Raw genomic sequence first — 25,794 nt, forward strand, 5'->3', positions numbered from 1 at the left:
ACCATGTCGCTGCTGCAGTTGACCGATACCCAGATCAGCACCTGGGTGGCAACGTTCATGTTGCCGTTGTTTCGCATCGGTTCGTTGCTGATGGTCATGCCGATTTTCGGCACGACGCTGGTGCCCACGCGCGTGCGTTTGTACTTCGCGCTGGCGATCACCGTGGTTATTGCGCCGGGGCTGCCGCCCATGCCCGCCGTCAATGCGCTGGACTTGAGTGCGCTGCTGCTGATTGCCGAACAGATCATCATCGGTGCGGTACTGGGATTCTCCTTGCAACTGTTCTTCCAGGCTTTCGTGGTTGCCGGGCAAATTGTCGCGATCCAGATGGGCATGGGTTTCGCCTCGATGGTCGACCCTACGAACGGTGTGTCGGTGGCGGTGATCGGGCAGTTTTTCACCATGCTGGTGACCCTGCTGTTCCTGTCAATGAACGGCCATCTGGTGGTGTTCGAAGTGCTCACCGAAAGCTTCACCACGCTGCCGGTCGGCGGCGGCTTGATGGTCCATCATTTCTGGGAATTGGCCGGCAAACTCGGCTGGGTACTCGGTGCGGCGCTGTTATTGGTGTTGCCGGCTATCACGGCGTTGCTGGTGGTCAACATTGCGTTTGGCGTGATGACCCGTGCGGCGCCGCAGCTGAATATCTTCTCGATCGGCTTCCCGCTGACGCTGGTGCTGGGGCTGTTCATTGTCTGGGTCGGCCTGGCGGACATTCTCAATCAGTATCAACCGCTGGCCGCCGAGGCTTTGCAGTTGTTACGCGAACTGGCACGGGCGCGCTGAGTCATGGCTGAGAGCGAAAGCGGTCAGGACAAAACAGAAGACCCCACGGAGAAACGTAAAAAGGACTCCCGTGAGAAGGGCGAAATTGCGCGCTCCAAGGAGCTCAATACCTTGGCGGTCATGCTCGCCGGCGCCGGTGCGCTGCTGATTTTCGGTGGTGCATTGGCGCAGGACATGATGGAGCTGATGCGGATGAACTTCACGCTGTCGCGGGAAGTGATTCTGGATCAGCGCAACATGGGTACCTTCTTGCTGCACTCGGGACAGATTGCCCTGTTGGCGATTCAGCCGGTGATGATCACTTTGCTGTTGGCTGCGTTGATCGGCCCGATCTCTCTCGGTGGCTGGCTGTTCGCGGCCGGCTCCATGGCGCCCAAGTTCAGTCGCATGAACCCCGGCGCGGGCCTGAAACGGATGTTCTCGGCCAAGGCTTTGGTTGAGCTGCTCAAGGCTCTGGCGAAGTTTTTCATCGTCTTGTTCGTGGCGTTGGCGGTCCTGTCGTCGGACATCGATGATCTGTTGCGCATCGCCCACGAGCCATTGGACATGGCGATCATTCACAGCTTGCAGGTGGTCGGCTGGAGTACCTTGTGGATGGCTTGCGGGCTGATCATCATCGCCGTGGTCGACGTGCCGGTGCAGCTCTGGGAAAGCCACAAGAAGCTGCAGATGACCAAGCAGGAAGTGCGCGACGAGCACAAGGATCAGGAAGGTAAACCAGAGGTCAAGCAGCGCATTCGCCAGTTGCAACGCGAGATGTCGCAGCGGCGGATGATGGCGGCCATTCCCGAGGCCGACGTGGTCATCACCAACCCGACTCACTATGCCGTAGCCCTCAAGTACGACCCGGACAAAGGCAATGCGCCGGTGCTGTTGGCCAAAGGTAGCGATTTCCTTGCCTTGAAAATCCGCGAAATCGCCGTGGCCAACAATGTGCTGCTGCTCCAATCGCCGGCGCTGGCGCGTTCGATCTACTACTCCACCGAGCTGGAGCAGGAAATCCCCGGCGGGCTGTATCTGGCGGTCGCCCAGGTACTGGCCTACGTCTACCAGATTCGCCAGTACCGCGCCGGCAAGGGTAAACGTCCGGATCCGCTCCAGGATGATTTGCCGATTCCGCCGGATCTGCGCCGCGATTCCTGATTGTGCGTTGGTAGTGCCGGCCTCTTCGCGGGCAAGCCTCGCTCCTACAGTCCGGTGTCGTTCGCATAAGTCGCTACTGACTCAAATCTGTAGGAGCGAGGCTTGCCCGCGAAGGCGTCGGTACAGACGATACAAATCCCCAAAACGGCCCTCTATCTCCCCGCTCGGCAAAAGTTGGAAGGCTTCTTGCAGTAGCCGCCCTGCGCCTGCTTCAGGCGTCAAAGATTTGCTTTAAAGGAACGGGGAAAACCGGTGGATCGCTCTCAGTTAATCAACACTGCACGCACAAACGTTGCCGACCTCAGTCGGGGCAATCTGGGCGTGCCGCTGTTGCTGCTGGTCATGCTGGCCATGATGATGTTGCCGGTGCCGCCGTTCCTGCTGGACGTGTTTTTCACCTTCAACATTGCCTTGTCCATCGTCGTGTTGCTGGTCTGCGTGTACGCCTTGCGGCCGCTGGATTTTGCGGTGTTCCCGACCATTCTGCTGGTGGCGACGTTGTTGCGACTGGCGTTGAACGTGGCCTCGACACGGGTGGTAATGCTCCACGGTCAGGATGGCCATGCGGCCGCCGGTAAGGTGATCCAGGCCTTCGGTGAAGTGGTGATCGGCGGCAACTACGTGGTTGGTATCGTGGTCTTCGCGATTCTGATGATCATCAACTTCGTCGTAGTGACCAAGGGTGCCGGACGGATTTCCGAGGTGAGCGCGCGTTTCACCCTCGACGCAATGCCGGGCAAACAAATGGCCATCGACGCCGACTTGAACGCCGGCCTGATCGATCAGAACCAGGCGAAACTGCGCCGGATGGAAGTGGCCCAGGAAGCCGAGTTCTACGGTTCCATGGACGGTGCCAGCAAGTTCGTGCGCGGTGACGCCATCGCCGGCCTGCTGATTCTGTTCATCAACCTGATCGGCGGCATGGCAGTCGGTATCTTCCAGCACGGCATGACCTTTGGCGATGCCGGTCGGGTGTATGCCTTGTTGACCATCGGTGACGGTTTGGTGGCGCAATTGCCATCACTGCTGTTGTCGACTGCCGCTGCGATCATGGTGACCCGGGCTTCCGGCTCGGAGGACATGGGCAAGCAGATCAATCGTCAGATGTTCGCCTCGCCGAAAGCCTTGGCCGTGGCCGCTGGCCTGATGGCGGTGATGGGCCTGGTGCCAGGCATGCCGCACTTCTCCTTTCTCAGCATGGCAGCCTTGGCGGCCGGCGGCGCTTACCTGTTCTGGAAGAAGCAGAACACGGTCAAGGTTCAGGCCCTGCAGGAGGTCAAGCGTCAGCAGGAACTGTTGCCATCGCCGGCCCGCGCCCAGGAAACCAAGGAGCTTGGCTGGGATGACGTGACCCCTATCGACATGATCGGCCTGGAAGTCGGCTACCGCCTGATCCCGCTGGTGGATCGCAACCAGGGTGGTCAGTTGCTGGCACGGATCAAGGGGGTGCGTAAAAAGCTGTCCCAGGACCTGGGCTTTCTGATGCCGACTGTGCATATCCGTGACAACCTCGATCTGGCGCCAAGCGCCTACCGCCTGACACTGATGGGCGTGATCCTGGCCGAGGCCGAGATTTACCCGGATCGCGAACTGGCGATCAACCCGGGGCAGGTCTACGGCACGCTCAACGGCATTACCGCCAAAGATCCGGCTTTTGGTCTGGAGGCGGTCTGGATCGAAATCAGCCAGCGTGCCCAGGCGCAATCCCTCGGCTACACCGTGGTCGATGCCAGTACAGTCGTGGCAACCCACTTGAACCAGATTTTGTACAAGCACTCCAGCGAGTTGATCGGCCACGAAGAAGTCCAGCAACTCATGCAATTGCTGGCCAAGAGCTCACCGAAACTGGCTGAGGAGTTGGTGCCGGGGGTGGTTTCACTGTCGCAGCTGCTCAAGGTCTTGCAAGCATTGCTGGCCGAACAGGTGCCGGTACGGGACATTCGCAGCATCGCCGAAGCCATCGCGAACAACGCCGCCAAGAGTCAAGATACTGCCGCTTTGGTGGCCGCAGTGCGCGTCGGCGTATCCCGTGCAATCGTCCAAAGCATTGTAGGCACTGAGTCGGAGCTGCCTGTGATCACCTTGGAGCCAAGGTTGGAACAAATATTGCTCAATAGTCTTCAGAAGGCAGGACAAGGCTCGGAAGAGGGCGTTCTGCTGGAGCCAAGCATGGCAGAGAAACTGCAACGTTCGTTGATCGAAGCGGCGCAGCGTCAGGAAATGCAAGGTCAACCGGTGATTCTGCTGGTGGCCGGTCCGGTTCGCGCGATGCTCTCGCGATTCGGCCGACTGGCAGTCCCGGGTTTGCATGTGTTGGCTTACCAGGAAATCCCTGACAACAAGCAAGTGACCATCGTTGCGACAGTAGGGCCCAACGGCTGAGGTAGTGGTTTATGCAAGTTAAGCGTTTTTTCGCCGCCGATATGCGTCAGGCCATGAAACTGGTTCGTGATGAGCTGGGCGCTGATGCCGCCATCATTGGCAATCGCCGGATTGCCGGCGGTGTCGAGCTGACGGCTGCCCTGGATTACAAATTGTCGGCGCTGGCCCCGCGTGTTCCGAACATGGAGCTCGAGGACGAGCTGCGCAAGACTCAGTCGCGGATCGTGACCGCCCAGGCCGAATTGAGCCTGCGTAGCGACGGCGAGAGCGACAACAGCACCAATCGCCAATTGTTCGCCGGCCTGCCGCTGACCGCCGCCGAGCCACTGATCGAACCGACTTACGCTGAACCTCGTCGTGCTGCACCAGCCCCCGCGCCAGCCTCCGGTGGAGTTGACCCGCGAGCCTTCGATTCGATGCGTTTCGAGCTCAACAGCTTGCGTGAACTGATGGAAGTGCAACTCGGCTCGCTGGCCTGGAATCAGCTGCAAGGCAGCCGTCCGGCCCAGGCCAACCTCTGGCGTCGCCTGCAACGCATCGGTCTGTCCGGCCCGTTGTCGCGCGATCTGCTGGCACTGATTACCGATATTGATGAACCCCGTCAGGCCTGGCGCATGTTGCTCGCGCACCTGGCGCGGATGATCGCCACTCCGGAAATCGAGCCGTTGGAAGAGGGTGGTGTGATTGCCATGGTTGGCCCGGCAGGCATGGGCAAGACCACCACGCTGGCCAAGCTCGCAGCGCGTTATGTGCTCAAGTACGGCGCGCAAAACATCGCGCTGGTGAGCATGGACAGCTATCGCATCGGCGCTCAGGAACAGCTCAAGACCCTGGGCCGCATCCTCAACGTGTCGGTCACCCACGTCGACCCGGGCCAATCGCTGGTGCAGGCGCTGGAGCCTTTGCTGCGCAAACGCGTAGTGCTGATCGATACCGCCGGCCTGCAAGCCAGCGATCCAGCACTGCGCATGCAGCTCGAAAGCCTGGCCGGACGGGGCATCAAATCAAAAAATTATCTGGTCTTGGCAACCACTAGCCAGAAACAGGTTCTAACCGCCGCTTATCACAGTTACAAACGTTGCGGCCTTGCCGGCTGCATCCTGACTAAACTGGATGAAACGGCAAGCTTGGGCGAGGTGTTGAGCCTGGCTATCAGTCATGAACTGCCGGTGGCTTACCTGACCGATGGCCCGCGGATTCCGGATGATTTGCATCTGCCGCGTCGTCATCAGTTGGTGAGTCGCGCCGTTAGCGTGCAAATGCAGGAAGAACCCAGCGAAGAAGCCATGGCTGACATGTTCGCTGATATTTACCACAGCCCGACCAAGCAGGTTGGCTGAGGTACTAATGAACAGTTTTTGTACCTACATCGATGGTCTGCCATGCATTGTTCAGTTGGTGAACGCGCAGCCAGTAATGTGGCCTCCGTCTAAGTAAGACAAGGTAAAGAAATAACATGGGCAGCATGCATCCCGTACAGGTGATCGCGGTGACCGGCGGCAAAGGTGGCGTCGGGAAGACTAACGTGTCAGTGAACTTGTCCCTGGCTCTAGCTGAGCTCGGCCGGCGCGTCATGCTGCTGGATGCCGATCTGGGACTGGCGAACGTCGACGTCCTGCTGGGACTGACACCCAAACGCACGCTGGCCGACGTGATCGAAGGCCGCTGTGAGCTGCGCGACGTGCTGTTGCAAGGACCCGGCGGCATCCGCATCGTCCCGGCGGCGTCCGGCACCCAGAGCATGGTTCATTTGAGCCCGGCCCAGCATGCCGGCCTGATCCAGGCTTTCAGCGACATCGGCGACAACCTCGACGTATTGGTGATCGACACCGCTGCGGGTATTGGTGACTCGGTAGTCAGTTTCGTTCGCGCAGCGCAAGAAGTCTTGCTGGTGGTGTGCGATGAGCCGACCTCGATTACCGACGCCTACGCGCTGATCAAATTGCTGAATCGCGACTACGGCATGAACCGCTTCCGCGTCCTGGCCAACATGGCGCAGAGCCCGCAGGAAGGCCGCAATCTGTTCGCCAAGTTGACCAAGGTCACGGATCGTTTCCTCGACGTCGCCTTACAGTACGTTGGTGCCGTGCCTTACGACGAAAGCGTGCGCAAGGCCGTGCAGAAGCAGCGTGCTGTCTACGAAGCCTTCCCGCGTTCCAAGTGCGCCCTGGCGTTCAAGGCCATTGCGCAGAAGGTCGATACCTGGCCACTGCCGGCCAACCCGCGTGGGCACCTGGAGTTTTTCGTCGAGCGCCTCGTGCAACAGACCGCAGGACCCGTCCTATGACAGCCAGTGGCTACAACCTCTACAAGAAGTCGGCACGTGACGCGCAGTACGAGCTGATCGAGCGTTACGCGCCACTGGTCAAACGCATTGCCTACCACTTGCTGGCGCGTCTGCCGGCCAGTGTCCAGGTCGAAGACCTGATCCAGGCCGGGATGATCGGCCTGCTTGAAGTATCAACCAAATACGACGCCAGCAAAGGCGCGAGCTTCGAGACGTACGCGGGCATTCGAATCCGCGGCGCGATGCTCGATGAAGTGCGCAAGGGGGACTGGGCGCCACGTTCGGTTCACCGCAATACCCGCATGGTCAGCGACGCAATTCGCTCGATTGAAGCTAAAACCGGCCGTGACGCTAAAGATCACGAAGTTGCGGCCGAACTCCAATTGAGTCTCGACGATTATTACGGGATTTTGAACGACACCCTCGGTAGCCGGTTATTCAGTTTCGACGATCTGTTGCAGGACGGCGAACACGAAGGGCTGCACGAGGATGGCGCCAGTGCTCATCTCGAGCCGTCGCGCGATCTGGAAGATGAACGCTTCCAGGCGGCGCTGGCGGACGCGATTGCCAATTTGCCGGAGCGTGAGCGACTGGTGTTGGCGCTGTACTACGACGAAGAGTTGAATCTCAAGGAAATCGGTGAGGTCCTGGGGGTCAGCGAATCGCGGGTCAGCCAGTTACACAGCCAGTGCGCGGCCCGTTTGCGGGGGCGTTTGGGGGAGTGGCGAGCGCGCTGACAGGCAGTGTGGGGACACTGCGAACGAGGTGGGTACGGCATTTTGCTGCATCGGCCACGGCCCGTTGTAATCCATACAACTGTTGAGTGTTACGCCGAATTGATTGAACGGCGCGTTCAGGTGCTGCGCGCGTTTTAAGACTGCTTGGAGGTCGAATTGGACAAGAATATGAAAATCCTCATCGTTGATGACTTCTCAACGATGCGGCGGATCATAAAAAACCTGTTGCGTGACCTTGGGTTCACCAACACGGTCGAGGCGGATGACGGTATTACCGCGATTCCGGTCCTCAACAGCGGGAGCATCGACTTTCTGGTAACGGACTGGAACATGCCCGGCATGACCGGTATTGATCTGCTGCGCCACGTGCGTGCCGATGAAAAACTCAAACACCTGCCGGTGTTGATGGTCACGGCCGAAGCCAAGCGCGAGCAAATCATCGAAGCCGCTCAGGCGGGCGTGAACGGCTATGTGGTCAAGCCATTCACGGCTCAAGCGTTGAAAGACAAGATTGAAAAGATCTTCGAACGCATCGGTTGATGTGCAAAGCCAGTCCGTCACGGGGGAGCTATGGAGCATAACGAATCTTCACAGGGCGATTTTGAGTCGACCCTGAAAAAACACGCGGTCGAACTGGTCGAAAGCCTTGAAAAAGGCAGGTTCGGCGACGCTGTGCAACTGATCCATGAGCTCAACCAGACCCGTGACCGCGGCCTGTATCAGGAAGTGGGCAAGCTCACTCGCGAGCTGCATAGCGCGATCGTCAATTTCCAGATTGACCCGCACATGCCGCAAGCCGAGGAAGTGTCTCAGATCACGGATGCCACCGAGCGCCTGGGGTATGTGGTCAAGCTGACCGAGGCCGCGGCCAACCGCACCATGGACCTGGTGGAAAACGCCACACCGCTGATCAACAGCCTGAGCGACGAAGCTCAGGCGCTGAGCACGGATTGGGGACGGTTCATGCGTCGCGAAGTCGGGGCCGAAGAGTTCCGCGAACTGGCTCGGCGGGTCGACGGTTTCCTGACCCGCAGCAGTGAAGACAACCGCATCGTGTCGAGCAACCTCAACGACATTCTGCTGGCCCAGGATTACCAGGACCTCACCGGTCAGGTGATCAAGCGCGTGACCCAGTTGGTCACCGAAGTTGAAAGCAACCTGCTCAAGCTCGTGCTCATGGCCAGTCAGGTCGACCGCTTTGCGGGTATCGAACATGACCGTGAAGCGATGCTGGCTGAAAAAGATCCGCAAAAACATCTCTCTCAGGGTGAAGGTCCGCAGATTCATGCCGATAAAAGAGAAGACGTTGTGTCCGGTCAGGACGATGTGGACGATTTGTTATCCAGCCTAGGATTCTAGAGTTTTAGCATTTTAGGTTTTTTAGGTTTTTAGACCTCAGGAGCACCCCCCTTAATGAGCTTCGGCGCCGATGAAGAGATCCTTCAGGATTTCCTGGTTGAGGCCGGCGAGATTCTAGAGCAACTGTCCGAACAACTGGTCGAGCTTGAAAGCCGACCGGATGATGCGGATTTGCTCAATGCAATTTTTCGCGGTTTTCACACTGTAAAAGGGGGCGCCGGCTTCCTCCAGCTCAACGAGTTGGTGGAGTGCTGTCACATCGCCGAGAACGTGTTCGACATCCTGCGCAAGGGTGAACGACGCGTCGACTCGGAACTGATGGACGTGGTTCTCGAGGCACTGGACGCGGTGAACGGCATGTTCAGCGAAGTCCGCGAACGCAGCCCGATCACGGCTGCCACGCCTGAGTTGCTTGCAGCGTTGGCCCGTTTGGCCGAGCCGCAAACCGCCGATGAGTCGGCACCGGTCGCCGAGGTGGTGGAAGAACCTGCCGCTGAAGAATCGGGCGACATCACGGATAACGAATTCGAACAACTGCTGGACTCGCTGAATGCCGTCAAGGCTCAAGCCGAGGCTCCAGCGGCTGCGCCAGTGCCGACCAGCGATGCCTCGGCCAGCGACGAAATCACCGATGCCGAGTTCGAGTCGTTGCTCGATCAATTGCATGGTAAAGGCCAGTTCGCCCCCGATGCAGTGGTCGCGGCGCCCGCCGCACCGGCGGCCCCGAAAGCGCCAGGCGACAGCTCCGACATCACCGACGACGAGTTCGAAGCACTGCTCGACCAGTTGCACGGCAAAGGCAACTTTGCGGTCGATGCATTGGAGTCGGCGATTGCTTCGGCTCCGGCCCCGGCTGCGCCAACCGCTAAAGCGGCCGGCGACGATCTGATCTCCGATCACGAGTTCGAATCACTGCTCGACGAATTGCATGGCAAAGGCAAGTTCACCGAGGTTGGCACTGGCGCAGTGGTTTCTGCTCCTGTCGCCAAGGCGCCAGCACCGGTTGCGAAACCTGTGGCCAAAGCGCCCGAGCCAAAAGCCGAAGCGCCGAAACCGGCCGCCGCTGCTGCACCGGCACCTGCTCGTGCCCCGGCCGCACCGCCACCGGAAAAACCGGCCAGCGAAGCCGAGACCACCGTGCGGGTCGATACCGCGCGTCTCGACGAGATCATGAACATGGTCGGCGAGCTGGTACTGGTGCGTAACCGCCTGGTCCGCCTGGGCCTCAACAGCGGCGACGAAGCCATGTCCAAGGCCGTGTCGAACCTCGACGTGGTCACGGCCGACCTGCAAACCGCGGTCATGAAGACCCGGATGCAGCCGATCAAGAAAGTCTTCGGGCGCTTCCCGCGTCTGGTTCGCGACCTGGCTCGCCAGCTCAAGAAAGAGATCAACCTGGAGCTGGTCGGCGAAGAAACCGACCTCGACAAGAACCTCGTCGAGGCCCTGGCCGACCCGCTGGTCCACTTGGTGCGCAACTCGGTCGACCACGGTATTGAAGAGCCGGCTGAGCGCGAAGCGATGGGCAAGCCTCGCAGCGGCAAGGTGATTCTGTCCGCGGAACAGGAAGGCGACCACATCCTGCTGTCCATCTCCGATGATGGCAAAGGCATGGACGCCGATGTTCTGCGCGGTATCGCCGTGAAGAAAGGCCTGATGGACAAGGATGCGGCGGACCGTCTCAGCGAGACCGATTGCTTCAACCTGATCTTCGCTCCGGGGTTCTCGACCAAGACCGAGATTTCCGACGTCTCCGGGCGCGGCGTGGGCATGGACGTGGTGAAAACCAAGATCGCCCAGCTCAACGGCACCATCAATATCTACTCGACCAAGGGCAAGGGCTCGAAGATCGTCATCAAGGTCCCGTTGACCCTGGCGATCATGCCGACGCTGATGGTCATGCTCGGCAACCAGGCGTTCGCGTTCCCGCTGGTGAACGTCAACGAGATCTTCCACCTCGACCTGTCGCGCACCAACGTGGTGGACGGCCAGGAAGTGGTGATCGTGCGGGACAAGGCGCTGCCGCTGTTCTACCTCAAGCGCTGGCTGGTCAGCTCCGCCGCTCACGAAGAGCAGCGCGAAGGCCATGTGGTGATCCTTTCGGTGGGCACTCAGCGGATCGGCTTCGTCGTCGATCAACTGGTGGGCCAGGAAGAAGTGGTCATCAAGCCATTGGGCAAAATGCTCCAGGGAACCCCGGGCATGTCCGGCGCCACCATCACTGGTGACGGCCGCATTGCACTGATTCTCGATGTTCCGAGCATGCTCAAGCGTTACGCCGCACGGCGTATTTGATTCTGCGGGAGCGGGGCGACTGAGCCTCGCCCCGTCTAACGGAGTGTTTATGGCAGTCAAAGTCCTGGTGGTGGACGATTCGGGGTTTTTCCGCCGCCGCGTCTCGGAAATTCTTTCAGCGGATTCCAATATCCAGGTCGTCGGTACGGCGACCAACGGCAAAGAGGCGATCGATCAGGCGCTGGCGCTCAAGCCAGACGTGATCACCATGGACTACGAGATGCCGATGATGGATGGCATCACGGCAGTGCGGCACATCATGCAGCGCTGCCCGACCCCGGTGTTGATGTTCTCCTCGCTGACTCACGAAGGCGCGCGGGTCACCCTCGATGCGCTGGACGCTGGCGCGGTGGATTTCCTGCCGAAGAATTTCGAAGACATCTCGCGTAACCCGGAGAAGGTCAAGCAACTGCTGTGCGAGAAAATTCTCAGCATCTCGCGCAGTAACCGTCGTGTCAGCGCCTACAGTGCCCCGGCTCCAGTGGCCGCACCCGCCCCGACACCTGCGCCTTCGAGCGTCAGCAGCTACGGCAGCAGCAGTGCGCCTGCGCGTCCGGCCCCGGCACCGATTCCGGCTCGCAGCCATGCAGCGACGCCGGCGTCGCCAGCGCCGAAACGCAAAGCCTACAAACTGGTCGCCATCGGCACCTCCACCGGTGGCCCGGTTGCCCTGCAACGGGTACTGACGCAGTTGCCGGCCAACTTCCCGGCACCGATCGTGTTGATCCAGCACATGCCGGCAGCCTTCACCAAAGCCTTCGCCGAGCGTCTGGACAAGCTGTGCCGCATCAGCGTCAAGGAAGCCGAGGATGGCGACATCCTGCGTCCGGGCCTGGCGCTGCTGGCGCCGGGTGGCAAGCAGATGATGATCGACGGCCGCGGCGCGGTGAAAATCCTGCCGGGCGATGAACGTCTGAACTACAAGCCGTGCGTGGACATCACCTTCGGTTCCGCGGCCAAATCCTACGGCGACAAAGTTCTGGCGGTGGTACTCACCGGCATGGGCGCCGACGGTCGCGAAGGCGCGCGTCTGCTCAAGCAGGGCGGCAGTGCGATCTGGGCTCAGGATGAAGCCAGCTGCGTGATCTACGGCATGCCCATGGCGATCGTCAAAGCCGAGCTCGCGGACGCGGTGTACAGCCTGGACGATATCGGCCGTCACCTGGTCGAGGCGTGTCTCTGATGGATGTACTCAGCCTTATCGGGATCATCATGGCGTTTGTCGCCATCATCGGCGGCAACTACCTTGAAGGCGGTCACCTCGGCGCGTTGGCCAACGGCCCGGCAGCGTTGATCGTACTCGGTGGGACCGTTGGTGCAGCGCTGCTGCAATCGCCGATGAGCGCCTTCAAGCGCGCCATGCAGATTCTCGCCTGGATTCTGTTTCCACCGCGTGTGGACCTGGCTGGCGGCATCGATCGCGTCGTGAACTGGAGCCTGACTGCCCGCAAGGAAGGTTTGCTCGGTCTGGAAGGGGTGGCCGACGCCGAACCCGACAGCTACTCGCGCAAAGGCCTGCAACTGCTGGTGGACGGCGCCGAGCCGGAAGCGATTCGCAGCATTCTGGAAGTGGATTTCTACACCCAGGAAAGCCGCGACATCGAAGCCGCCAAAGTCTTTGAAAGCATGGGCGGCTACGCGCCGACCATCGGCATCATCGGTGCGGTGATGGGCCTGATCCACGTCATGGGCAACCTGGCCGATCCATCGCAGTTGGGCAGCGGCATTGCCGTCGCCTTCGTCGCCACCATCTATGGCGTGGCCAGTGCCAACCTGATATTGCTGCCGGTTGCCGCCAAGCTCAAGTCCATCGCGTTGCGGCAGTCGCGTTATCGCGAGATGTTGCTGGAAGGGATTCTGTCGATCGCCGAAGGTGAAAACCCTCGCTCTATTGAGTTGAAGCTTCAGGGCTTCATGGATTGATGGGAGACATGGAGCATGGCACGTCGTCGGCAGCCTGAAGAACACGTAAACCATGAACGCTGGCTCGTTTCCTACGCCGACTTCATTACATTGCTGTTTGCTTTCTTCGTGGTGATGTACTCGATTTCTTCGATCAACGAAGGTAAGTACAAGGTCATTTCCGAGGCGTTGATCGGGGTGTTTACCGACTCTGATCGCGCCCTCAAGCCGATCCCGATTGGTGACGAGCGACCGAAGACCGTGACCCCGGCCAAGCCGCTGGTCAAGGACAGCGAACAGATTGACGCTGGCATCGCCCAGGCTGCCAACGATCCGCTCAAAAGCATTGCCGATGACATCAGCGCGGCGTTTGGCGACTTGATCAGTTCCAACCAGATGACCGTGCGCGGCAATGAGTTGTGGGTCGAGATCGAGCTCAATTCCAGCCTGTTGTTCGGCAGCGGCGATGCAATGCCCAGCGACATCGCCTTCAACATTATCGATAAGGTCGCGGCGATCCTGAGGCCGTTCGACAACCCGATCCACGTCGAAGGCTTTACCGACGATCAGCCGATTCGCACCGCGCAATATCCGACCAACTGGGAGCTGTCCTCGGCCCGTTCGGCAAGCATCGTGCGCATGCTGGCGATGCAGGGTGTGAACCCCGGTCGTCTGGCGTCGGTGGGTTATGGCGAGTTCCAGCCAGTGGCCAATAACGCCACCGCCGAAGGCCGGGCGCGCAACCGTCGGGTGGTGTTGGTGGTTTCACGAAATCTCGATGTACGCCGCAGCCTCACGGGTACCGGAACGGCTCATGCACAACCGGATGCCGCGTTGAAGCGGGCTGGCACACAAACTGCACCGGCTCCGGTCAAGTCGCCGGGACGAGAGAGCGCCGTCAATTCTCCGTCACCCGCATTAATACGTTGAGCTATTTCTCGGTCAACCTTTTCGACCGGGAGGAACAATCCGAATGAGAGTCTGGGCAGTCGCCAATCAAAAGGGTGGTGTCGGTAAAACCACTTCCTCCATCGCTTTAGCCGGTTTGCTGGCTGAGGCGGGCAAGCGCGTGGTTGTGGTCGATCTCGACCCCCACGGCTCCATGACCAGCTACTTCGGTTACGACCCCGACAGCCTGGAACACAGCAGCTACGACTTGTTTCTGCATAAGGGCAGTGTGCCGCAAGGCTTGCCCGGTCAGTTGCTGATGCCCACCAGTGACGAACGCATTTCCCTGTTGCCATCGAGCACCGCGCTGGCAACCCTTGAGCGCCAGTCGCCGGGCCAGAGTGGTTTGGGCCTGGTGATCGCCAAGAGCCTGGCGCAGTTGTGGCAGGACTTCGATTACGCGGTGATCGACAGCCCGCCGTTGCTCGGTGTGCTGATGGTCAATGCCTTGGCGGCCAGCCAGCAGTTGGTGATTCCGGTACAGACCGAACACTTGGCGGTCAAAGGCCTGGAACGCATGGTCAACACCCTGGCGATGATCAACCGTTCGCGCAAACAGGCGCTGCCGTTCAGCATCGTGCCGACCCTGTTCGACCGCCGCACCCAGGCGTCCCTTGGCACCCTTCGCGTGCTGCGCGACAAGTACCCGGAAGAAATCTGGCAAGGCTACATTCCGATCGACACCCGCTTGCGTGACGCGAGCCGGGCAGGGCTGACGCCTTCGCAATTCGACGGCAAGAGCCGTGGCGTTCTCGCTTACCGTGCACTGCTCAAGCATCTGCTGGCGGCGCAACGTGTTCCGCAGGTGGCGTGAGATGAACTCAATCCCCGTAGGAGCGAGGCTTGCCCGCGAAGCAGTCGCCGCAGTTACCACAGTTAAATCGCATTATCGTTCTTCGCGGGCAAGCCTCGCTCCTACAAAGGTGCGCGCATGAATCGGCCGGTGAAAGTCACCTCGCGTCCGCAACTGGCCCTCCAGTCCTATCTGGACGCATTGCTGCAGGACGCGACCGAAGAGTTGCCGCCAGAAGTGGAGGCGCTGCCCGAGGTTGTCGAGGTTATCGAGGTTGAGGTCGCGCTGGATGAGTTCCAGGCTGCCGTGCTTGAAGAACAGGCCCGTGATGCGCAGAAACCGGCCGTGGCTGCTGCACCCATCGTTGCGCCAGTGGTGAAAGCACCGGTGGCCGTGATCGAAGCGCCGGCACCGATTCTGGCGCCCGTGTCGACGATTGCACCCCTGCTGCAAGCGTTGGTGCCGCCGTTGGTTGAAGTTCATCTGCCACCCAGCAACACGCCGCCACCGGTGGAAACCGACGGTCGTCCGGCATGGGCTGCCGAGCCGTTCGAGTGCCTGTTGTTCGACGTCGCCGGGTTGACCCTGGCGGTGCCACTGGTGTGCCTGGGCTCGATTTATTCCTTGGCCGGTCACGAGCTGACGCCGTTGTTCGGCCAGCCGGAATGGTTCCTTGGGATCCTGCCGAGCCAGGCCGGCAACCTGAAAGTGCTGGATACCGCGCGTTGGGTCATGCCGGACCGCTACCGCGATGATTTCCGCCAGGGCCTGCAATACGTTATTTCGGTTCAGGGCTACGAGTGGGGGCTGGCGGTGCATCAGGTCAGCCGCTCATTGCGCCTGGACCCAAACGAAATCAAATGGAGAAGTCACCGAGGTCAGCGGCCATGGCTCGCCGGCACGGTGATTGAGCACATGTGTGCGCTGCTGGACGTTTCTGCCCTGGCCGAGTTGATCGCCAGCGGCGGGGCAAAGCACATGAGCGGCAGCAAGCCACTTCACAAACCGACATAGCTGCCGACATAACAAGTATGCGACAGCATTGTTGAATGCTGCCTACAGAACACACACCGCCAGAAGCGGTTTTTCGAGGGGTCAGGGTATGAGTAGTCAAGCGACGAATGCAAAAGGTTCTGAAGATCCGATCCTGCAATGGGTAACCTTCAAACTGGACAACGAAACCTACGGCATCAACGTGATGCGCGTTCAGGAAGTCCTGCGCTACACCGAAATCGCCCCGGTCCCGGGTGCTCCGAGCTACGTGCTGGGCATCATCAACCTGCGCGGTAACGTGGTCACCGTGATCGACACCCGTCAGCGCTTCGGCCTGATGAATGCCGAGATCAGCGACAACACCCGTATCGTCATCATCGAAGCCGACAAGCAAGTGGTCGGGATCATGGTCGACAGCGTGGCTGAAGTGGTTTACCTGCGTCAGTCGGAAATCGAGACCGCGCCGAACGTCGGTAACGAAGAGTCCGCCAAGTTCATTCAAGGCGTGTGCAACAAGAACAACGAACTGCTGATCCTGGTCGAGCTGGACAAGATGATGAGCGAAGAAGAATGGTCGGAACTGGAGAGTATCTGATTGATTCTTGAGGTGGCTGTCATTGTCCTGTTCCTTTTATGGGCAGGCACGCTGGCGATGTTCCTGGCGTACATCCGCGCTCAGCGGCAGATCGCCGCGCAACAGGCCGAGGGCGATGCGCTGCGCGATCAGCGCATCAAGGACCTGGCCAAACGCGTCGACGACTACCAGAACGGCAACGTGCGCATGGGTGAAGACCTGCACGAACTGCGCGCCGTCGTCGGGCCGTTGCCGGACAAACTGGCGCAGCTGGAGCAGCGTGATCCGTCGAGCCTTTCATTCGCCCAGGCGGCACGGCTGGTGGGGATGGGCGCGAGCGTCAGTGAGCTGACACAGTCCTGCGGGTTGACCCAGGCTGAGGCTGAGTTGATGAGTAAGTTGCATAAGAACTGATTTTTGCGGTGTGGTTTAGATCGCTATCGCGGGCAAGCCCGCTCCCACATTGGATTGGCTACGTTCACACATTTTGTGTTCACCACCTATCCCTGTGGGAGCGGGCTTGCCCGCGAAGGCGTCCTCGAAACCTCAGTAATCATCCCCGCGGCCGGTAATGTCTTTCTCCATCATCCCCACCTCCGGATCATGCCCCTCGGGAAACTTGCCCTTCAAATTCCACGCAAACGCAATAATCTCCGCAATCGTGCGATACAACTCCTGCGGAATACTCTCCCCCAATTCCATCCGCGCCAGCAGTTTCACCAGCTCGGCGTTTTCATAGATCGGCACCTCATAATCCCGGGCAATCTGCAGAATGGCTTCGGCCAGTTCCTCGTCACCTTTGGCCGTGAGGGTAGGGGAGTGGCTGCCGTCGTATTTGAGGGCGATGGCCTGGCGCGGTGTGGCGGATTCGTTCATGCGGTTTCGTCGACCCAGCGTTGTTCGAGACGGGTTTGAGGGCCTTGGGGCGGTGTGCCAAGGTGGCAATCCAGATCGCCGACGTTCAGGCCTGACGCCAGCAGGCGTTCGCGCAACCCGGCCAGATTGCTTTCGATCAGGCTGGCGGTGTACGGCCGTTCGGCCCATAGCTGACTGGAGAGGCTGCCTTTGATCAGTTGGGCCTGAATCTGTAGCGGCCCCAGCGGTTCCATGTCGAACGCCAGATCGACTCGCCACAATTGTTGCTTGGGTTCGTGTTCGTCGCGGCGTTCGTGCGGTTGTTCTTTCTCAGGTGCTTCTTCGCGCTGGAATTTGACCTGCAATGGCACGATGTCCTGCAGGTTGCGCATGGGGATTTCCAGTTGCCAGGTGCTGAGCAGCCGACCGTCGTCGGTGAGGCCGGTCTGTTCCAGGCTCGACAGTTGATGGCTTTGCAGGCGCGAGACAGCCGCTGCTGCCAGGCGCAGCAAATGTTCCAGATCGCCTTCACCGTCCTGACTTTGCAGCAGGCGCTCGGGGAGCGGGAAACTGGTCGGCAACGGTTTGGCGCTGACTTGCCCCAACATGCCGAGGGCGCTTCGCACGAAGCTGGGCAGCGCTTGCGCCAGTGTATTGGCGGCGATGATCGCGTTGAGATTGGTATTGGCCGGCAGGCCCGGCGTCAGTTGCGCGATCAGCTTGAGCAGGTCGCCCTTCATGTCTGGCGTCAGCGTCGGGTTTTGCCCGGTCAGCAGTTTCGCTTCAAGGAACAGACCGCTGTTGGCCAACGCCTGGGCCAGGCCTTTTGGTGTACTCAATTGCTGAACGTCCGGCAGGCCGGCGAGCAATTTGTCTACGGCGGCGCGCAGGGCGCTGGAGGTCTGATCCGATGGCGGCAGGTTTTGCAGGACTTTGAGCAAGCCATCCAGAGAGCCCTGGCGACTTTGCTGGCTGACCAATTGCTGCGTCACCGCCAACTGTTCCTGACGGCTGCTCAACGGGACGAATGTCAGGGTCTGGGTGTCCTGCACCAAGGCGCTCAGCAAGGTACCGATGCGCAGTGGCGTCGGGCTGTCGATGCTCAGCGTGCTGCCACTCAGCGCGGTATTGAGCAGGCTCACCATCGAGCGAAACACCGTCGGCTGACCTGGCACCTGCGGCATGACCTGAGAGGTCAGTACTTTGCCTTGCAGCAAGGTGCCGACCGGCAGTTGCGCCGTGTCGATGCGGGTGAGCGTCGCGACGCTGGAGGCGATGGCCTGTTGCACCGTGACCGCCAGGTTGCCCGCCGATGGCTGGGTAATCGCCAGGCTGGTGCCTTGGGGCAACGGCTGAGTGCTGGTGGCCTGGACCGTGGTCTGGCGGCCGCTGTCGAGGGTGACCTTGAGCAACAGCTGAAAAGTCTGATCCGTCTGCTTGAGCGACAGCACTTCAGCCTTGGCGGTTTGCCCAACGGAGATCAGGCCCTCCATCGGTGTCAGCAGCTTGAGTAGATCACCACTCACCACCAGCGGCCGCGAAGTCGCGGGCGTGGTCGGCGGCAACGGGAGGATGTTCATTTCGCCTGTCATACGCGGTCACAACCTGAGGAAAATGCACTCTTTAGAGTAGGGCATGGCATGTATAATGCCGCCCGTCTTCGGGGAGTGGCGAAAACATTGCATTTGTTTGACCTGGCTCTCTAGAACAAGCCGCCAATGCATCTATGCTGCATCTCTTTAGCGGCCGCTCTGCCGCCGACTTGAACCGCAAAAGGCCCGTGATCTCTTGACCAGTCCTGTCCTGCAAACCGTTGCCCTTGCCTGTGAGCGAGACCTTCGGCTGCTCTTCGAAAATCTCGAATTGAGACTGGCCAGTGGCGAAATGGTACAGATCAGCGGCCCCAACGGCAGCGGCAAGACCAGCCTTTTACGTCTGCTTTGCGGCTTGATGCATCCGACTGCCGGGCAGGTGCTGCTCAACGGCTTGCCACTGAACGAACAGCGCAGCGAATTGGCGCGCAACCTGTTGTGGATCGGCCATGCCGCCGGCATCAAAGACCTGCTGACCCCTGAGGAAAACCTCAGTTGGCTCTGCGCCTTGCATCAACCGGCCTCCCATGAGGCGATCTGGCAGGCGCTGACGGCGGTGGGGCTGCGCGGTTTCGAGGATGTTCCTTGCCATACCCTGTCTGCCGGTCAGCAACGTCGCGTCGCGTTGGCACGGTTGTATCTGGACAGCCCGCCGCTTTGGATCCTCGATGAGCCGTTTACCGCGCTCGACAAACAAGGCGTGGCGCAACTCGAAGAACACCTGGCGGCGCACTGTGAACGGGGTGGCATGGTGGTCCTCACCACTCACCACACGCTCACCCGGGTGCCTGCCGGCTATCGTGACATTGATTTGGGGAACTGGGCCGTATGAGTGTTTTCGGCCTGTTGGTCGCCCGCGAGGCACGTTTGCTGTTCCGCCGTCCTGCCGAACTGGCGAATCCGCTGGTGTTCTTCGCCATCGTGGTCTCTTTGTTCCCGTTGGCGGTCGGCGCCGGGCCTCAATTGTTGCAAACCTTGTCCCCGGGGCTGGTCTGGGTGGCGGCGCTTTTATCGGTCTTGCTCTCGCTGGACGGGCTCTTTCGCAGTGATTTCGAAGACGGATCGCTTGAGCAGTGGGTCCTTTCGCCGCACCCCCTGCCTATTCTGGTTTTGGCCAAGGTGCTGGCACACTGGGCGTTTTCCGGCTTGGCGCTGGTTTTGCTCGCACCCTTGCTGGCGTTGATGCTTGGTTTGCCTGCCGCCTGTCTGCCGGTGTTGCTGCTTTCTTTATTGCTCGGTACACCGGTGCTGAGCCTGCTCGGTGCGGTGGGCGCGGCGTTGACGGTAGGATTGAAGCGCGGTGGCCTGTTATTGGCGCTGCTGATTCTGCCGCTGTACATCCCGGTGTTGATTCTCGGCAGTGGCGCCTTGCAGGCGGCATTGCAGGGTATGCCGGCGACCGGTTATCTCTTGTGGCTTGGTAGCCTGACCGCCCTGGCGATAACCCTGGCACCTTTTGCAATAGCTGCTGGCCTGAAGATCAGCGTCGGCGAATAATGAGGTCTGGTCAAATTTTGATCAGTAAAGACCCTTGGCTCTTCAAAGCGAAGAGCACCCGTGATGGAAACAGCAATGAACTGGACCTGGTTTCATAAGCTCGGCTCGCCCAAATGGTTTTACGGCATCAGTGGCAAACTGCTGCCATGGCTGAGCGTCGCGGCGTTGCTGCTGATCAGCATCGGCGTGGTTTGGGGGCTGGCCTTCGCGCCGCCGGACTATCAGCAAGGCAACAGCTTTCGCATCATTTACATCCACGTTCCCGCCGCCATGCTGGCGCAGTCCATCTACGTGATGCTGGCCGTGTGCGGCATCGTCGGGCTGGTCTGGAAGATGAAACTGGCCGACGTCGCCCTTCAATGCGCCGCGCCGATCGGTGCGTGGATGACTGCCGTGGCGCTGGTCACCGGTGCGATCTGGGGCAAACCGACCTGGGGTTCGTGGTGGGTCTGGGATGCGCGACTTACGTCCATGCTTATTCTGCTGTTTCTGTACTTCGGTCTTATTGCGCTGGGCAACGCCATCAGCAATCGTGACAGTGCGGCCAAGGCCTGCGCGGTGCTGGCAATCGTCGGCGTGATCAACATCCCGATCATTAAATACTCGGTGGAGTGGTGGAACACCCTGCACCAGGGCGCAACCTTTACCCTCACCGAAAAACCGGCGATGCCCGCCGAGATGTGGCTGCCGCTGCTGCTGTCGGCGCTGGGTTTCTACTGTTTCTTCGGCGCGGTGCTGTTGCTGCGCATGCGCCTTGAAGTGCTCAAGCGCGAAGCCCGGGCGAGCTGGGTGAAAACCGAAGTGCAGAACAGTCTGGAGGCCGCTCGATGAGTTTCGCTTCATTCGGCGACTTTCTCGCCATGGGCCATCACGGCCTGTATGTCTGGTCAGCCTATGGCATAAGCCTGGCGGTGCTGGCCCTCAACGTGGCGGCGCCGATCCTGGCCCGCAAGCGGTATCTGCAACAAGAGGCGCGTCGTCTGCGCCGGGAGAACGGCAAGTGAATCCGCTGCGTAAAAAGCGTCTTATGATCATTCTCGCGATCCTGGTCGGTGTCGGCGCTGCCGTCGGCCTGGCCCTGAGCGCCCTTCAGCAGAACATCAATCTGTTTTACACCCCGACCCAGATCGCCAACGGCGAAGCCCCGCAAGACACGCGTATCCGCGCGGGCGGTATGGTGGAGAAAGGTTCGCTACAACGTTCCGGCGATTCCCTGGACGTGAAATTCATCGTCACCGACTTCAACAAATCCGTGACCATCAGCTACCGCGGCATCCTGCCGGACCTGTTCCGCGAAGGGCAGGGCATCGTCGCCCTCGGCAAGCTCAACGCTGACGGCGTGGTGGTGGCCGACGAAGTGCTGGCCAAGCACGACGAGAAGTACATGCCGCCGGAAGTGACCAAGGCGCTGAAAGACAGTGGTCAATCCGCCCCAACACCCGCGAAGGAGGGTTGATCGATGACTTCCGGCATCTTTATCCCCGAACTCGGCCACCTGGCCATGATCCTGGCGCTGTGTTTCGCGCTGGTTCAAGCCGTGGTGCCGTTGCTCGGTGCCTGGCGTGGCGACCGTCTATGGATGAGCCTGGCTCAGCCCGCCGCATGGGGGCAGTTCGCGTTTTTGCTGTTCGCTTTCGGGTGCCTGACGTATGCCTTCATGGCGGACGACTTCTCCGTCGCTTATGTGGCCAGCAACTCCAACAGCGCCTTGCCGTGGTACTACAAATTCAGCGCCGTCTGGGGCGCTCACGAAGGTTCGTTGCTGCTGTGGGCATTGATCCTCGGCGGCTGGACCTTCGCGGTGTCGGTGTTCTCCCGGCAATTGCCGCAAGTGATGCTGGCCCGGGTGCTGGCAGTAATGGGCATGATCAGCACCGGCTTTTTGCTGTTCCTGATCCTGACATCTAACCCTTTCGCCCGAATCCTGCCGCAGATGCCGACGGATGGGCGCGACCTCAATCCCTTGCTGCAAGACATCGGCCTGATCGTTCATCCGCCGATGCTGTACATGGGTTACGTCGGTTTCTCCGTGGCTTTCGCCTTCGCCATTGCCGCGCTGCTGGGTGGTCGTCTCGATGCGGCGTGGGCGCGCTGGTCCCGTCCGTGGACCATCGTGGCCTGGGCCTTCCTCGGTATCGGTATTACGTTGGGCTCCTGGTGGGCCTATTACGAACTTGGCTGGGGCGGCTGGTGGTTCTGGGACCCGGTGGAAAACGCTTCCTTCATGCCTTGGCTGGTGGGCACGGCGTTGATTCACTCGTTGGCGGTCACGGAAAAACGTGGCGTGTTCAAGAGCTGGACCGTGTTGCTGGCCATCGCCGCGTTCTCGTTGAGTTTGCTCGGGACCTTCCTCGTACGCTCCGGCGTTCTGACGTCAGTTCATGCCTTTGCCTCCGATCCTGAGCGCGGTGTGTTCATCCTGATCTTCCTGCTGTTCGTGGTCGGTGGTTCGCTGACGCTGTTCGCCCTGCGCGCTCCGGTGGTCAAGAGCCACGTCGGCTTCAACCTCTGGTCCCGGGAAACCCTGCTGCTGGGCAATAACCTGGTGCTGGTGGTGGCCGCGTCGATGATCCTGCTCGGCACCTTGTATCCGCTGATTCTCGACGCGATGACCGGCGCCAAACTGTCGGTCGGCCCGCCGTATTTCAACGCGCTGTTCATTCCATTGATGGCGATACTGATGGTGGTGATGGCGGTCGGCATGCTGGTGCGCTGGAAAGACACGCCGGTCAAATGGCTGATGAGCATGTTGACCCCGGTGTTGCTCGGCAGCGCTGCACTGGCCGTGGTGGCGGGTGTCGCTTACGGCGATTTCAACTGGGCGGTGCTGGCGACGTTCATGCTGGCTGCCTGGGTGTTGCTGGCCGGTGTGCGGGATATCTTCGACAAGACGCGTCACAAGGGTTTGATCAAAGGTCTGCCGACCCTTACCCGCAGCTATTGGGGCATGCAGATCGCGCATTTGGGCATTGCCGTATGCGCGCTGGGTGTTGTGTTGTCGAGCCAGAACAGTGCCGAGCGCGATCTGCGCCTGGCGCCGGGTGAATCCATGAGCCTGGCCGGTTATCAGTTTGTGTTCGAAGGCGCCAAGCACTTCGAAGGGCCGAACTTCACCTCCGACAAGGGCACCGTGCGGGTGATCCGCGATGGCAAGGAAATCAGTGTGCTGCACCCGGAAAAACGCCTCTACACCGTGCAGAACTCGGTGATGACCGAAGCCGGGATCGACGCCGGTTTCACCCGTGACCTTTACGTCGCGCTGGGCGAGCCGTTGGGCGAGGGCGCCTGGGCGGTTCGTGTGCATGTCAAACCGTTCGTGCGCTGGATCTGGTTCGGCGGGTTGCTCACAGGTCTCGGCGGGTTGCTGGCGGCGCTGGATCGCCGTTATCGGGTCAAGGTGAAAAGCCGCGTGCGTGAAGCACTCGGCATGACGGGAGCCACCGCATGAGACGTTGGTTGATGCTGTTGCCACTGGCGATTTTTCTGGTGGTTGCTGTTTTTCTGTATCGGGGTCTGTACCTGAACCCGGCCGAGCTGCCTTCGGCGATGATCAACAAACCGTTCCCTGAGTTTTCGCTGCCCTCGGTGCAGGGTGACAAAACCCTGACCAAAGCGGATCTTCTGGGTAAACCGGCACTGGTCAACGTCTGGGGCACCTGGTGCATTTCCTGCCGGGTCGAGCACCCGGTGCTGAACAAATTAGCTCAGCAAGGGGTGGTGATCTACGGCGTCAACTACAAGGACGTCAACACCGATGCCTTGAAGTGGCTGGCCGAGTTCCATAACCCGTATCAACTGGACATCCGTGACGATGCCGGCACCCTGGGCCTGAACCTCGGCGTATACGGCGCACCGGAAACTTTCTTCATCGACGCCAAGGGCATCATCCGCGACAAATTCGTCGGCGTGATCGACGAACAAGTCTGGCGCGAAAAACTGGCGGCCAAGTATCAGGCGCTGGTCGACGAGGCCAAGCCATGAAGCGCTGGATTGCCGCCGCTGTTCTGGGCTTGAGCATGGCCGGTGTGGCCCACGCGGCCATCGACACCTACGAGTTCGCCAAAGAAGGCGATCGTGAGCGTTTTCGCGAGCTGACCAAAGAGCTGCGTTGCCCCAAGTGCCAGAATCAGGACATCGCCGACTCCAACGCACCAATCGCCGCCGACCTGCGCAAAGAGATTTTTCGCATGCTCGGCGAGGGCAAGGACAACCAGCAGATCATCGATTTCATGGTCGACCGCTACGGTGATTTCGTCCGCTACAAACCTGCCCTCAACGCCAAAACCGCACTGCTCTGGTTCGGCCCCGCCGGCCTGCTGCTGGGCGGTTTTGTGATCATCGCCGTGATCGTCCGTCGTCGTCGCGTACAACGCACTGACAGCCCGGACACGCTTTCCGCCGAGGAGCGCGAGCGCCTCGACCACCTGTTGGATAAAACCAAGAATGATTGATTTCTGGCTCGCTGCAGGCCTGCTGCTCCTGGTTGCCCTGAGTTTTCTGTTGATCCCCGTTCTGCGTGGTCGTCGGGCCCAGCTTGAGGAGGACCGTACGGCGCTGAACGTCGCGCTTTATCAGGAGCGCGTGGCTGAGTTGCAGAGTCAGCAGGAAGAGGGCGTGCTCAACGCCGAACAAATGGACACCGGCCGCGCCGAAGCTGCCCGTGAACTGCTCGCCGACACCGAAGGCGTCGAGGCGCCGCGCGTATCGCGTCTGGGCAAGCCGTTGCCATTGCTGGCGGCGATTCTGGTGCCGGTGTTGGGCCTTGGGCTGTACCTGCATTTCGGCGCCAGCGACAAAGTCGAGCTGACCCGCGAATTCGCCCAGGCGCCGCAGTCGATGGAAGAAATGACCCGTCGTCTGGAGCGTGCGGTCGCCGCCCAACCGGACTCGGCCGAGGGCCTGTACTTCCTTGGCCGCACCTACATGGCTCAGGACCGTCCGGGCGATGCGGCGAAGATCTTCGAGCGCACAGTGACTCTGGCCGGGCGGCAGCCGGAACTGCTCGGGCAGTGGGCCCAGGCGCAATATTTCGCCGACGGCAAGAAGTGGTCGGACAAGGTCCAGGCCCTGACCGACGAAGCGCTGAAAGCTGATCCGAAAGAAGTCACCAGCCTCGGTCTGCTGGGCATCGCGGCCTTTGAAGGCGAGCGTTATCAGGACGCCATCGACTACTGGAACCGCCTGCTGGCGCAACTGCCGCCGGATGATAAATCCCGCGTCGCGCTGCAGGGCGGGATTACACGGGCCGCCGAGAAGCTTGAAGCCAGCGGTGGCAAGGTTGCCCAAGCGCCTGCGGTTAAAGCTGCGGCACTGCTCAAAGTGCATGTCGATCTGGCGCCAGAGCTCAAAGCCAAAGTCCAACCGGGTGACAGCGTGTTTATCTTTGCCCGCGCCATCTCCGGCCCGCCCGCACCGCTGGCCGCCAAGCGTCTGACCGTCGCCGACTTGCCGGCAACCGTCGAACTGGGTGATGCCGACGCCATGATGCCGCAGTTGAAACTGTCGAACTTCCCTGAAGTCCAACTGGTTGCGCGCATCTCCCGCGCTGGCCAACCGACTGCCGGCGAATGGATCGGTCGCAGCCAACCCTTGGCCACCAGCACCACCGCGCAACAAAAACTGATCATCGACAGCCCGGATAAATAACAGGA

27 protein-coding genes are annotated in these 25,794 nt (G+C 60.4%); 25 read left to right on the top strand and 2 right to left on the bottom strand.

The window, feature by feature from the left end; translation table 11 throughout:
* The first annotated feature begins 3 nt into the window (after nt 1-3).
* The 16 genes from fliR (at nt 4) to KW837_RS00825 (ending at nt 16,613) form a co-directional block, all read left to right on the top strand.
* Nucleotides 4-786, top strand: a complete 783-nt coding sequence (fliR, locus tag KW837_RS00750; RefSeq protein WP_192345717.1) for a flagellar biosynthetic protein FliR — start codon at nt 4-6, stop codon at nt 784-786.
* A 3-nt stretch (nt 787-789) separates the two neighbouring features.
* Nucleotides 790-1,929 (top strand): flagellar biosynthesis protein FlhB, encoded by a 1,140-nt coding sequence (flhB, locus tag KW837_RS00755; protein WP_218394190.1) that lies wholly within the window; start codon nt 790-792, stop codon nt 1,927-1,929.
* A 252-nt stretch (nt 1,930-2,181) separates the two neighbouring features.
* Nucleotides 2,182-4,311: a flagellar biosynthesis protein FlhA gene (gene flhA / locus KW837_RS00760; protein WP_008006718.1), complete on the top strand. Its 2,130-nt coding sequence runs from the start codon at nt 2,182-2,184 to the stop codon at nt 4,309-4,311.
* An 11-nt stretch (nt 4,312-4,322) separates the two neighbouring features.
* Nucleotides 4,323-5,651 (top strand): flagellar biosynthesis protein FlhF, encoded by a 1,329-nt coding sequence (gene flhF, locus KW837_RS00765; protein ID WP_218394191.1) that lies wholly within the window; start codon nt 4,323-4,325, stop codon nt 5,649-5,651.
* Nucleotides 5,652-5,767: 116 nt separating this feature from the next.
* The gene (gene fleN, locus KW837_RS00770) at nt 5,768-6,598 is read left to right on the top strand and encodes a flagellar synthesis regulator FleN (RefSeq protein WP_003222917.1); all 831 of its coding nucleotides are present in this window, start codon (nt 5,768-5,770) and stop codon (nt 6,596-6,598) included.
* Nucleotides 6,595-7,335, top strand: a complete 741-nt coding sequence (fliA, locus tag KW837_RS00775; RefSeq protein WP_007894214.1) for an RNA polymerase sigma factor FliA — start codon at nt 6,595-6,597, stop codon at nt 7,333-7,335. The genes fleN and fliA overlap by 4 nt, the downstream gene beginning before the upstream one ends.
* Before the next feature lie 168 nt (nt 7,336-7,503).
* Complete coding sequence (locus tag KW837_RS00780; protein ID WP_008072643.1) at nt 7,504-7,875, top strand: chemotaxis response regulator CheY; 372 nt, start codon at nt 7,504-7,506, stop codon at nt 7,873-7,875.
* 30 nt (nt 7,876-7,905) lie between these two features.
* On the top strand, nt 7,906-8,694 hold the full coding sequence (locus tag KW837_RS00785) for a protein phosphatase CheZ (protein ID WP_095051772.1): 789 nt from the start codon (nt 7,906-7,908) through the stop codon (nt 8,692-8,694).
* A 54-nt stretch (nt 8,695-8,748) separates the two neighbouring features.
* Nucleotides 8,749-10,989 carry a chemotaxis protein CheA gene (locus tag KW837_RS00790; protein ID WP_218394192.1) on the top strand — a complete coding sequence of 747 codons (2,241 nt, stop codon included), beginning with the start codon at nt 8,749-8,751 and terminating at the stop codon, nt 10,987-10,989.
* 49 nt (nt 10,990-11,038) lie between these two features.
* Nucleotides 11,039-12,172, top strand: coding sequence for a chemotaxis response regulator protein-glutamate methylesterase (locus KW837_RS00795; protein ID WP_192345723.1), 1,134 nt, complete (start codon nt 11,039-11,041; stop codon nt 12,170-12,172).
* Nucleotides 12,172-12,912, top strand: a complete 741-nt coding sequence (locus KW837_RS00800) for a flagellar motor protein (RefSeq protein ID WP_008072647.1) — start codon at nt 12,172-12,174, stop codon at nt 12,910-12,912. The genes KW837_RS00795 and KW837_RS00800 overlap by 1 nt, the downstream gene beginning before the upstream one ends.
* Before the next feature lie 15 nt (nt 12,913-12,927).
* On the top strand, nt 12,928-13,821 hold the full coding sequence (motD, locus tag KW837_RS00805; protein WP_008072648.1) for a flagellar motor protein MotD: 894 nt from the start codon (nt 12,928-12,930) through the stop codon (nt 13,819-13,821).
* 43 nt (nt 13,822-13,864) lie between these two features.
* Nucleotides 13,865-14,653, top strand: coding sequence for a ParA family protein (locus tag KW837_RS00810; protein ID WP_007894220.1), 789 nt, complete (start codon nt 13,865-13,867; stop codon nt 14,651-14,653).
* A 117-nt stretch (nt 14,654-14,770) separates the two neighbouring features.
* Entirely contained in the window at nt 14,771-15,646 is an 876-nt protein-coding gene (locus KW837_RS00815; RefSeq protein ID WP_218394193.1) for a CheW domain-containing protein, read from the top strand.
* A gap of 88 nt (nt 15,647-15,734) precedes the next feature.
* Nucleotides 15,735-16,220 carry a chemotaxis protein CheW gene (locus tag KW837_RS00820; protein WP_008072653.1) on the top strand — a complete coding sequence of 162 codons (486 nt, stop codon included), beginning with the start codon at nt 15,735-15,737 and terminating at the stop codon, nt 16,218-16,220.
* Nucleotides 16,221-16,613 (top strand): DUF2802 domain-containing protein, encoded by a 393-nt coding sequence (locus KW837_RS00825; protein ID WP_218394194.1) that lies wholly within the window; start codon nt 16,221-16,223, stop codon nt 16,611-16,613.
* Nucleotides 16,614-16,745: 132 nt separating this feature from the next.
* Here KW837_RS00825 and KW837_RS00830 read toward each other — a convergent pair whose 3' ends face one another.
* Both KW837_RS00830 and KW837_RS00835 read right to left on the bottom strand, forming a co-directional pair.
* Nucleotides 16,746-17,075 carry an EscU/YscU/HrcU family type III secretion system export apparatus switch protein gene (locus KW837_RS00830; RefSeq protein ID WP_218394195.1) on the bottom strand — a complete coding sequence of 110 codons (330 nt, stop codon included), beginning with the start codon at nt 17,073-17,075 and terminating at the stop codon, nt 16,746-16,748.
* Nucleotides 17,072-18,646: a flagellar hook-length control protein FliK gene (locus KW837_RS00835; protein ID WP_218394196.1), complete on the bottom strand. Its 1,575-nt coding sequence runs from the start codon at nt 18,644-18,646 to the stop codon at nt 17,072-17,074. Before KW837_RS00835 ends, KW837_RS00830 begins: the two co-directional genes overlap by 4 nt.
* Nucleotides 18,647-18,842: 196 nt before the next feature.
* On the opposite strand from KW837_RS00835, the gene ccmA reads away from it, so the two are divergent.
* The 9 genes from ccmA to ccmI all read left to right on the top strand — a co-directional run bounded on the left by ccmA (nt 18,843) and on the right by ccmI (nt 25,789).
* Nucleotides 18,843-19,478 (top strand): cytochrome c biogenesis heme-transporting ATPase CcmA, encoded by a 636-nt coding sequence (ccmA, locus tag KW837_RS00840; RefSeq protein WP_123496069.1) that lies wholly within the window; start codon nt 18,843-18,845, stop codon nt 19,476-19,478.
* The gene (gene ccmB, locus KW837_RS00845; RefSeq protein WP_218394197.1) at nt 19,475-20,143 is read left to right on the top strand and encodes a heme exporter protein CcmB; all 669 of its coding nucleotides are present in this window, start codon (nt 19,475-19,477) and stop codon (nt 20,141-20,143) included. Before ccmA ends, ccmB begins: the two co-directional genes overlap by 4 nt.
* A 75-nt stretch (nt 20,144-20,218) precedes the next feature.
* Nucleotides 20,219-20,974 (top strand): heme ABC transporter permease, encoded by a 756-nt coding sequence (locus KW837_RS00850; protein WP_192345730.1) that lies wholly within the window; start codon nt 20,219-20,221, stop codon nt 20,972-20,974.
* Nucleotides 20,971-21,147 carry a heme exporter protein CcmD gene (gene ccmD, locus KW837_RS00855; protein WP_007894243.1) on the top strand — a complete coding sequence of 59 codons (177 nt, stop codon included), beginning with the start codon at nt 20,971-20,973 and terminating at the stop codon, nt 21,145-21,147. The genes KW837_RS00850 and ccmD overlap by 4 nt, the downstream gene beginning before the upstream one ends.
* The gene (gene ccmE, locus KW837_RS00860) at nt 21,144-21,599 is read left to right on the top strand and encodes a cytochrome c maturation protein CcmE (RefSeq protein WP_192345731.1); all 456 of its coding nucleotides are present in this window, start codon (nt 21,144-21,146) and stop codon (nt 21,597-21,599) included. Before ccmD ends, ccmE begins: the two co-directional genes overlap by 4 nt.
* A gap of 3 nt (nt 21,600-21,602) precedes the next feature.
* A complete protein-coding gene (locus tag KW837_RS00865; RefSeq protein WP_218394198.1) occupies nt 21,603-23,591 on the top strand; it encodes a heme lyase CcmF/NrfE family subunit in 1,989 nt (662 codons plus the stop codon).
* Nucleotides 23,588-24,124: a DsbE family thiol:disulfide interchange protein gene (locus tag KW837_RS00870; RefSeq protein WP_063342928.1), complete on the top strand. Its 537-nt coding sequence runs from the start codon at nt 23,588-23,590 to the stop codon at nt 24,122-24,124. Before KW837_RS00865 ends, KW837_RS00870 begins: the two co-directional genes overlap by 4 nt.
* Nucleotides 24,121-24,594, top strand: a complete 474-nt coding sequence (locus tag KW837_RS00875) for a cytochrome c-type biogenesis protein (protein ID WP_007894247.1) — start codon at nt 24,121-24,123, stop codon at nt 24,592-24,594. The genes KW837_RS00870 and KW837_RS00875 overlap by 4 nt, the downstream gene beginning before the upstream one ends.
* The gene (ccmI, locus tag KW837_RS00880; protein ID WP_218394199.1) at nt 24,587-25,789 is read left to right on the top strand and encodes a c-type cytochrome biogenesis protein CcmI; all 1,203 of its coding nucleotides are present in this window, start codon (nt 24,587-24,589) and stop codon (nt 25,787-25,789) included. The genes KW837_RS00875 and ccmI overlap by 8 nt, the downstream gene beginning before the upstream one ends.
* Nucleotides 25,790-25,794: the final 5 nt, after the last annotated feature.

This window comes from Pseudomonas sp. PDM24 (genome assembly GCF_019218905.1).
Classification (GTDB): Bacteria; Pseudomonadota; Gammaproteobacteria; order Pseudomonadales; family Pseudomonadaceae; genus Aquipseudomonas.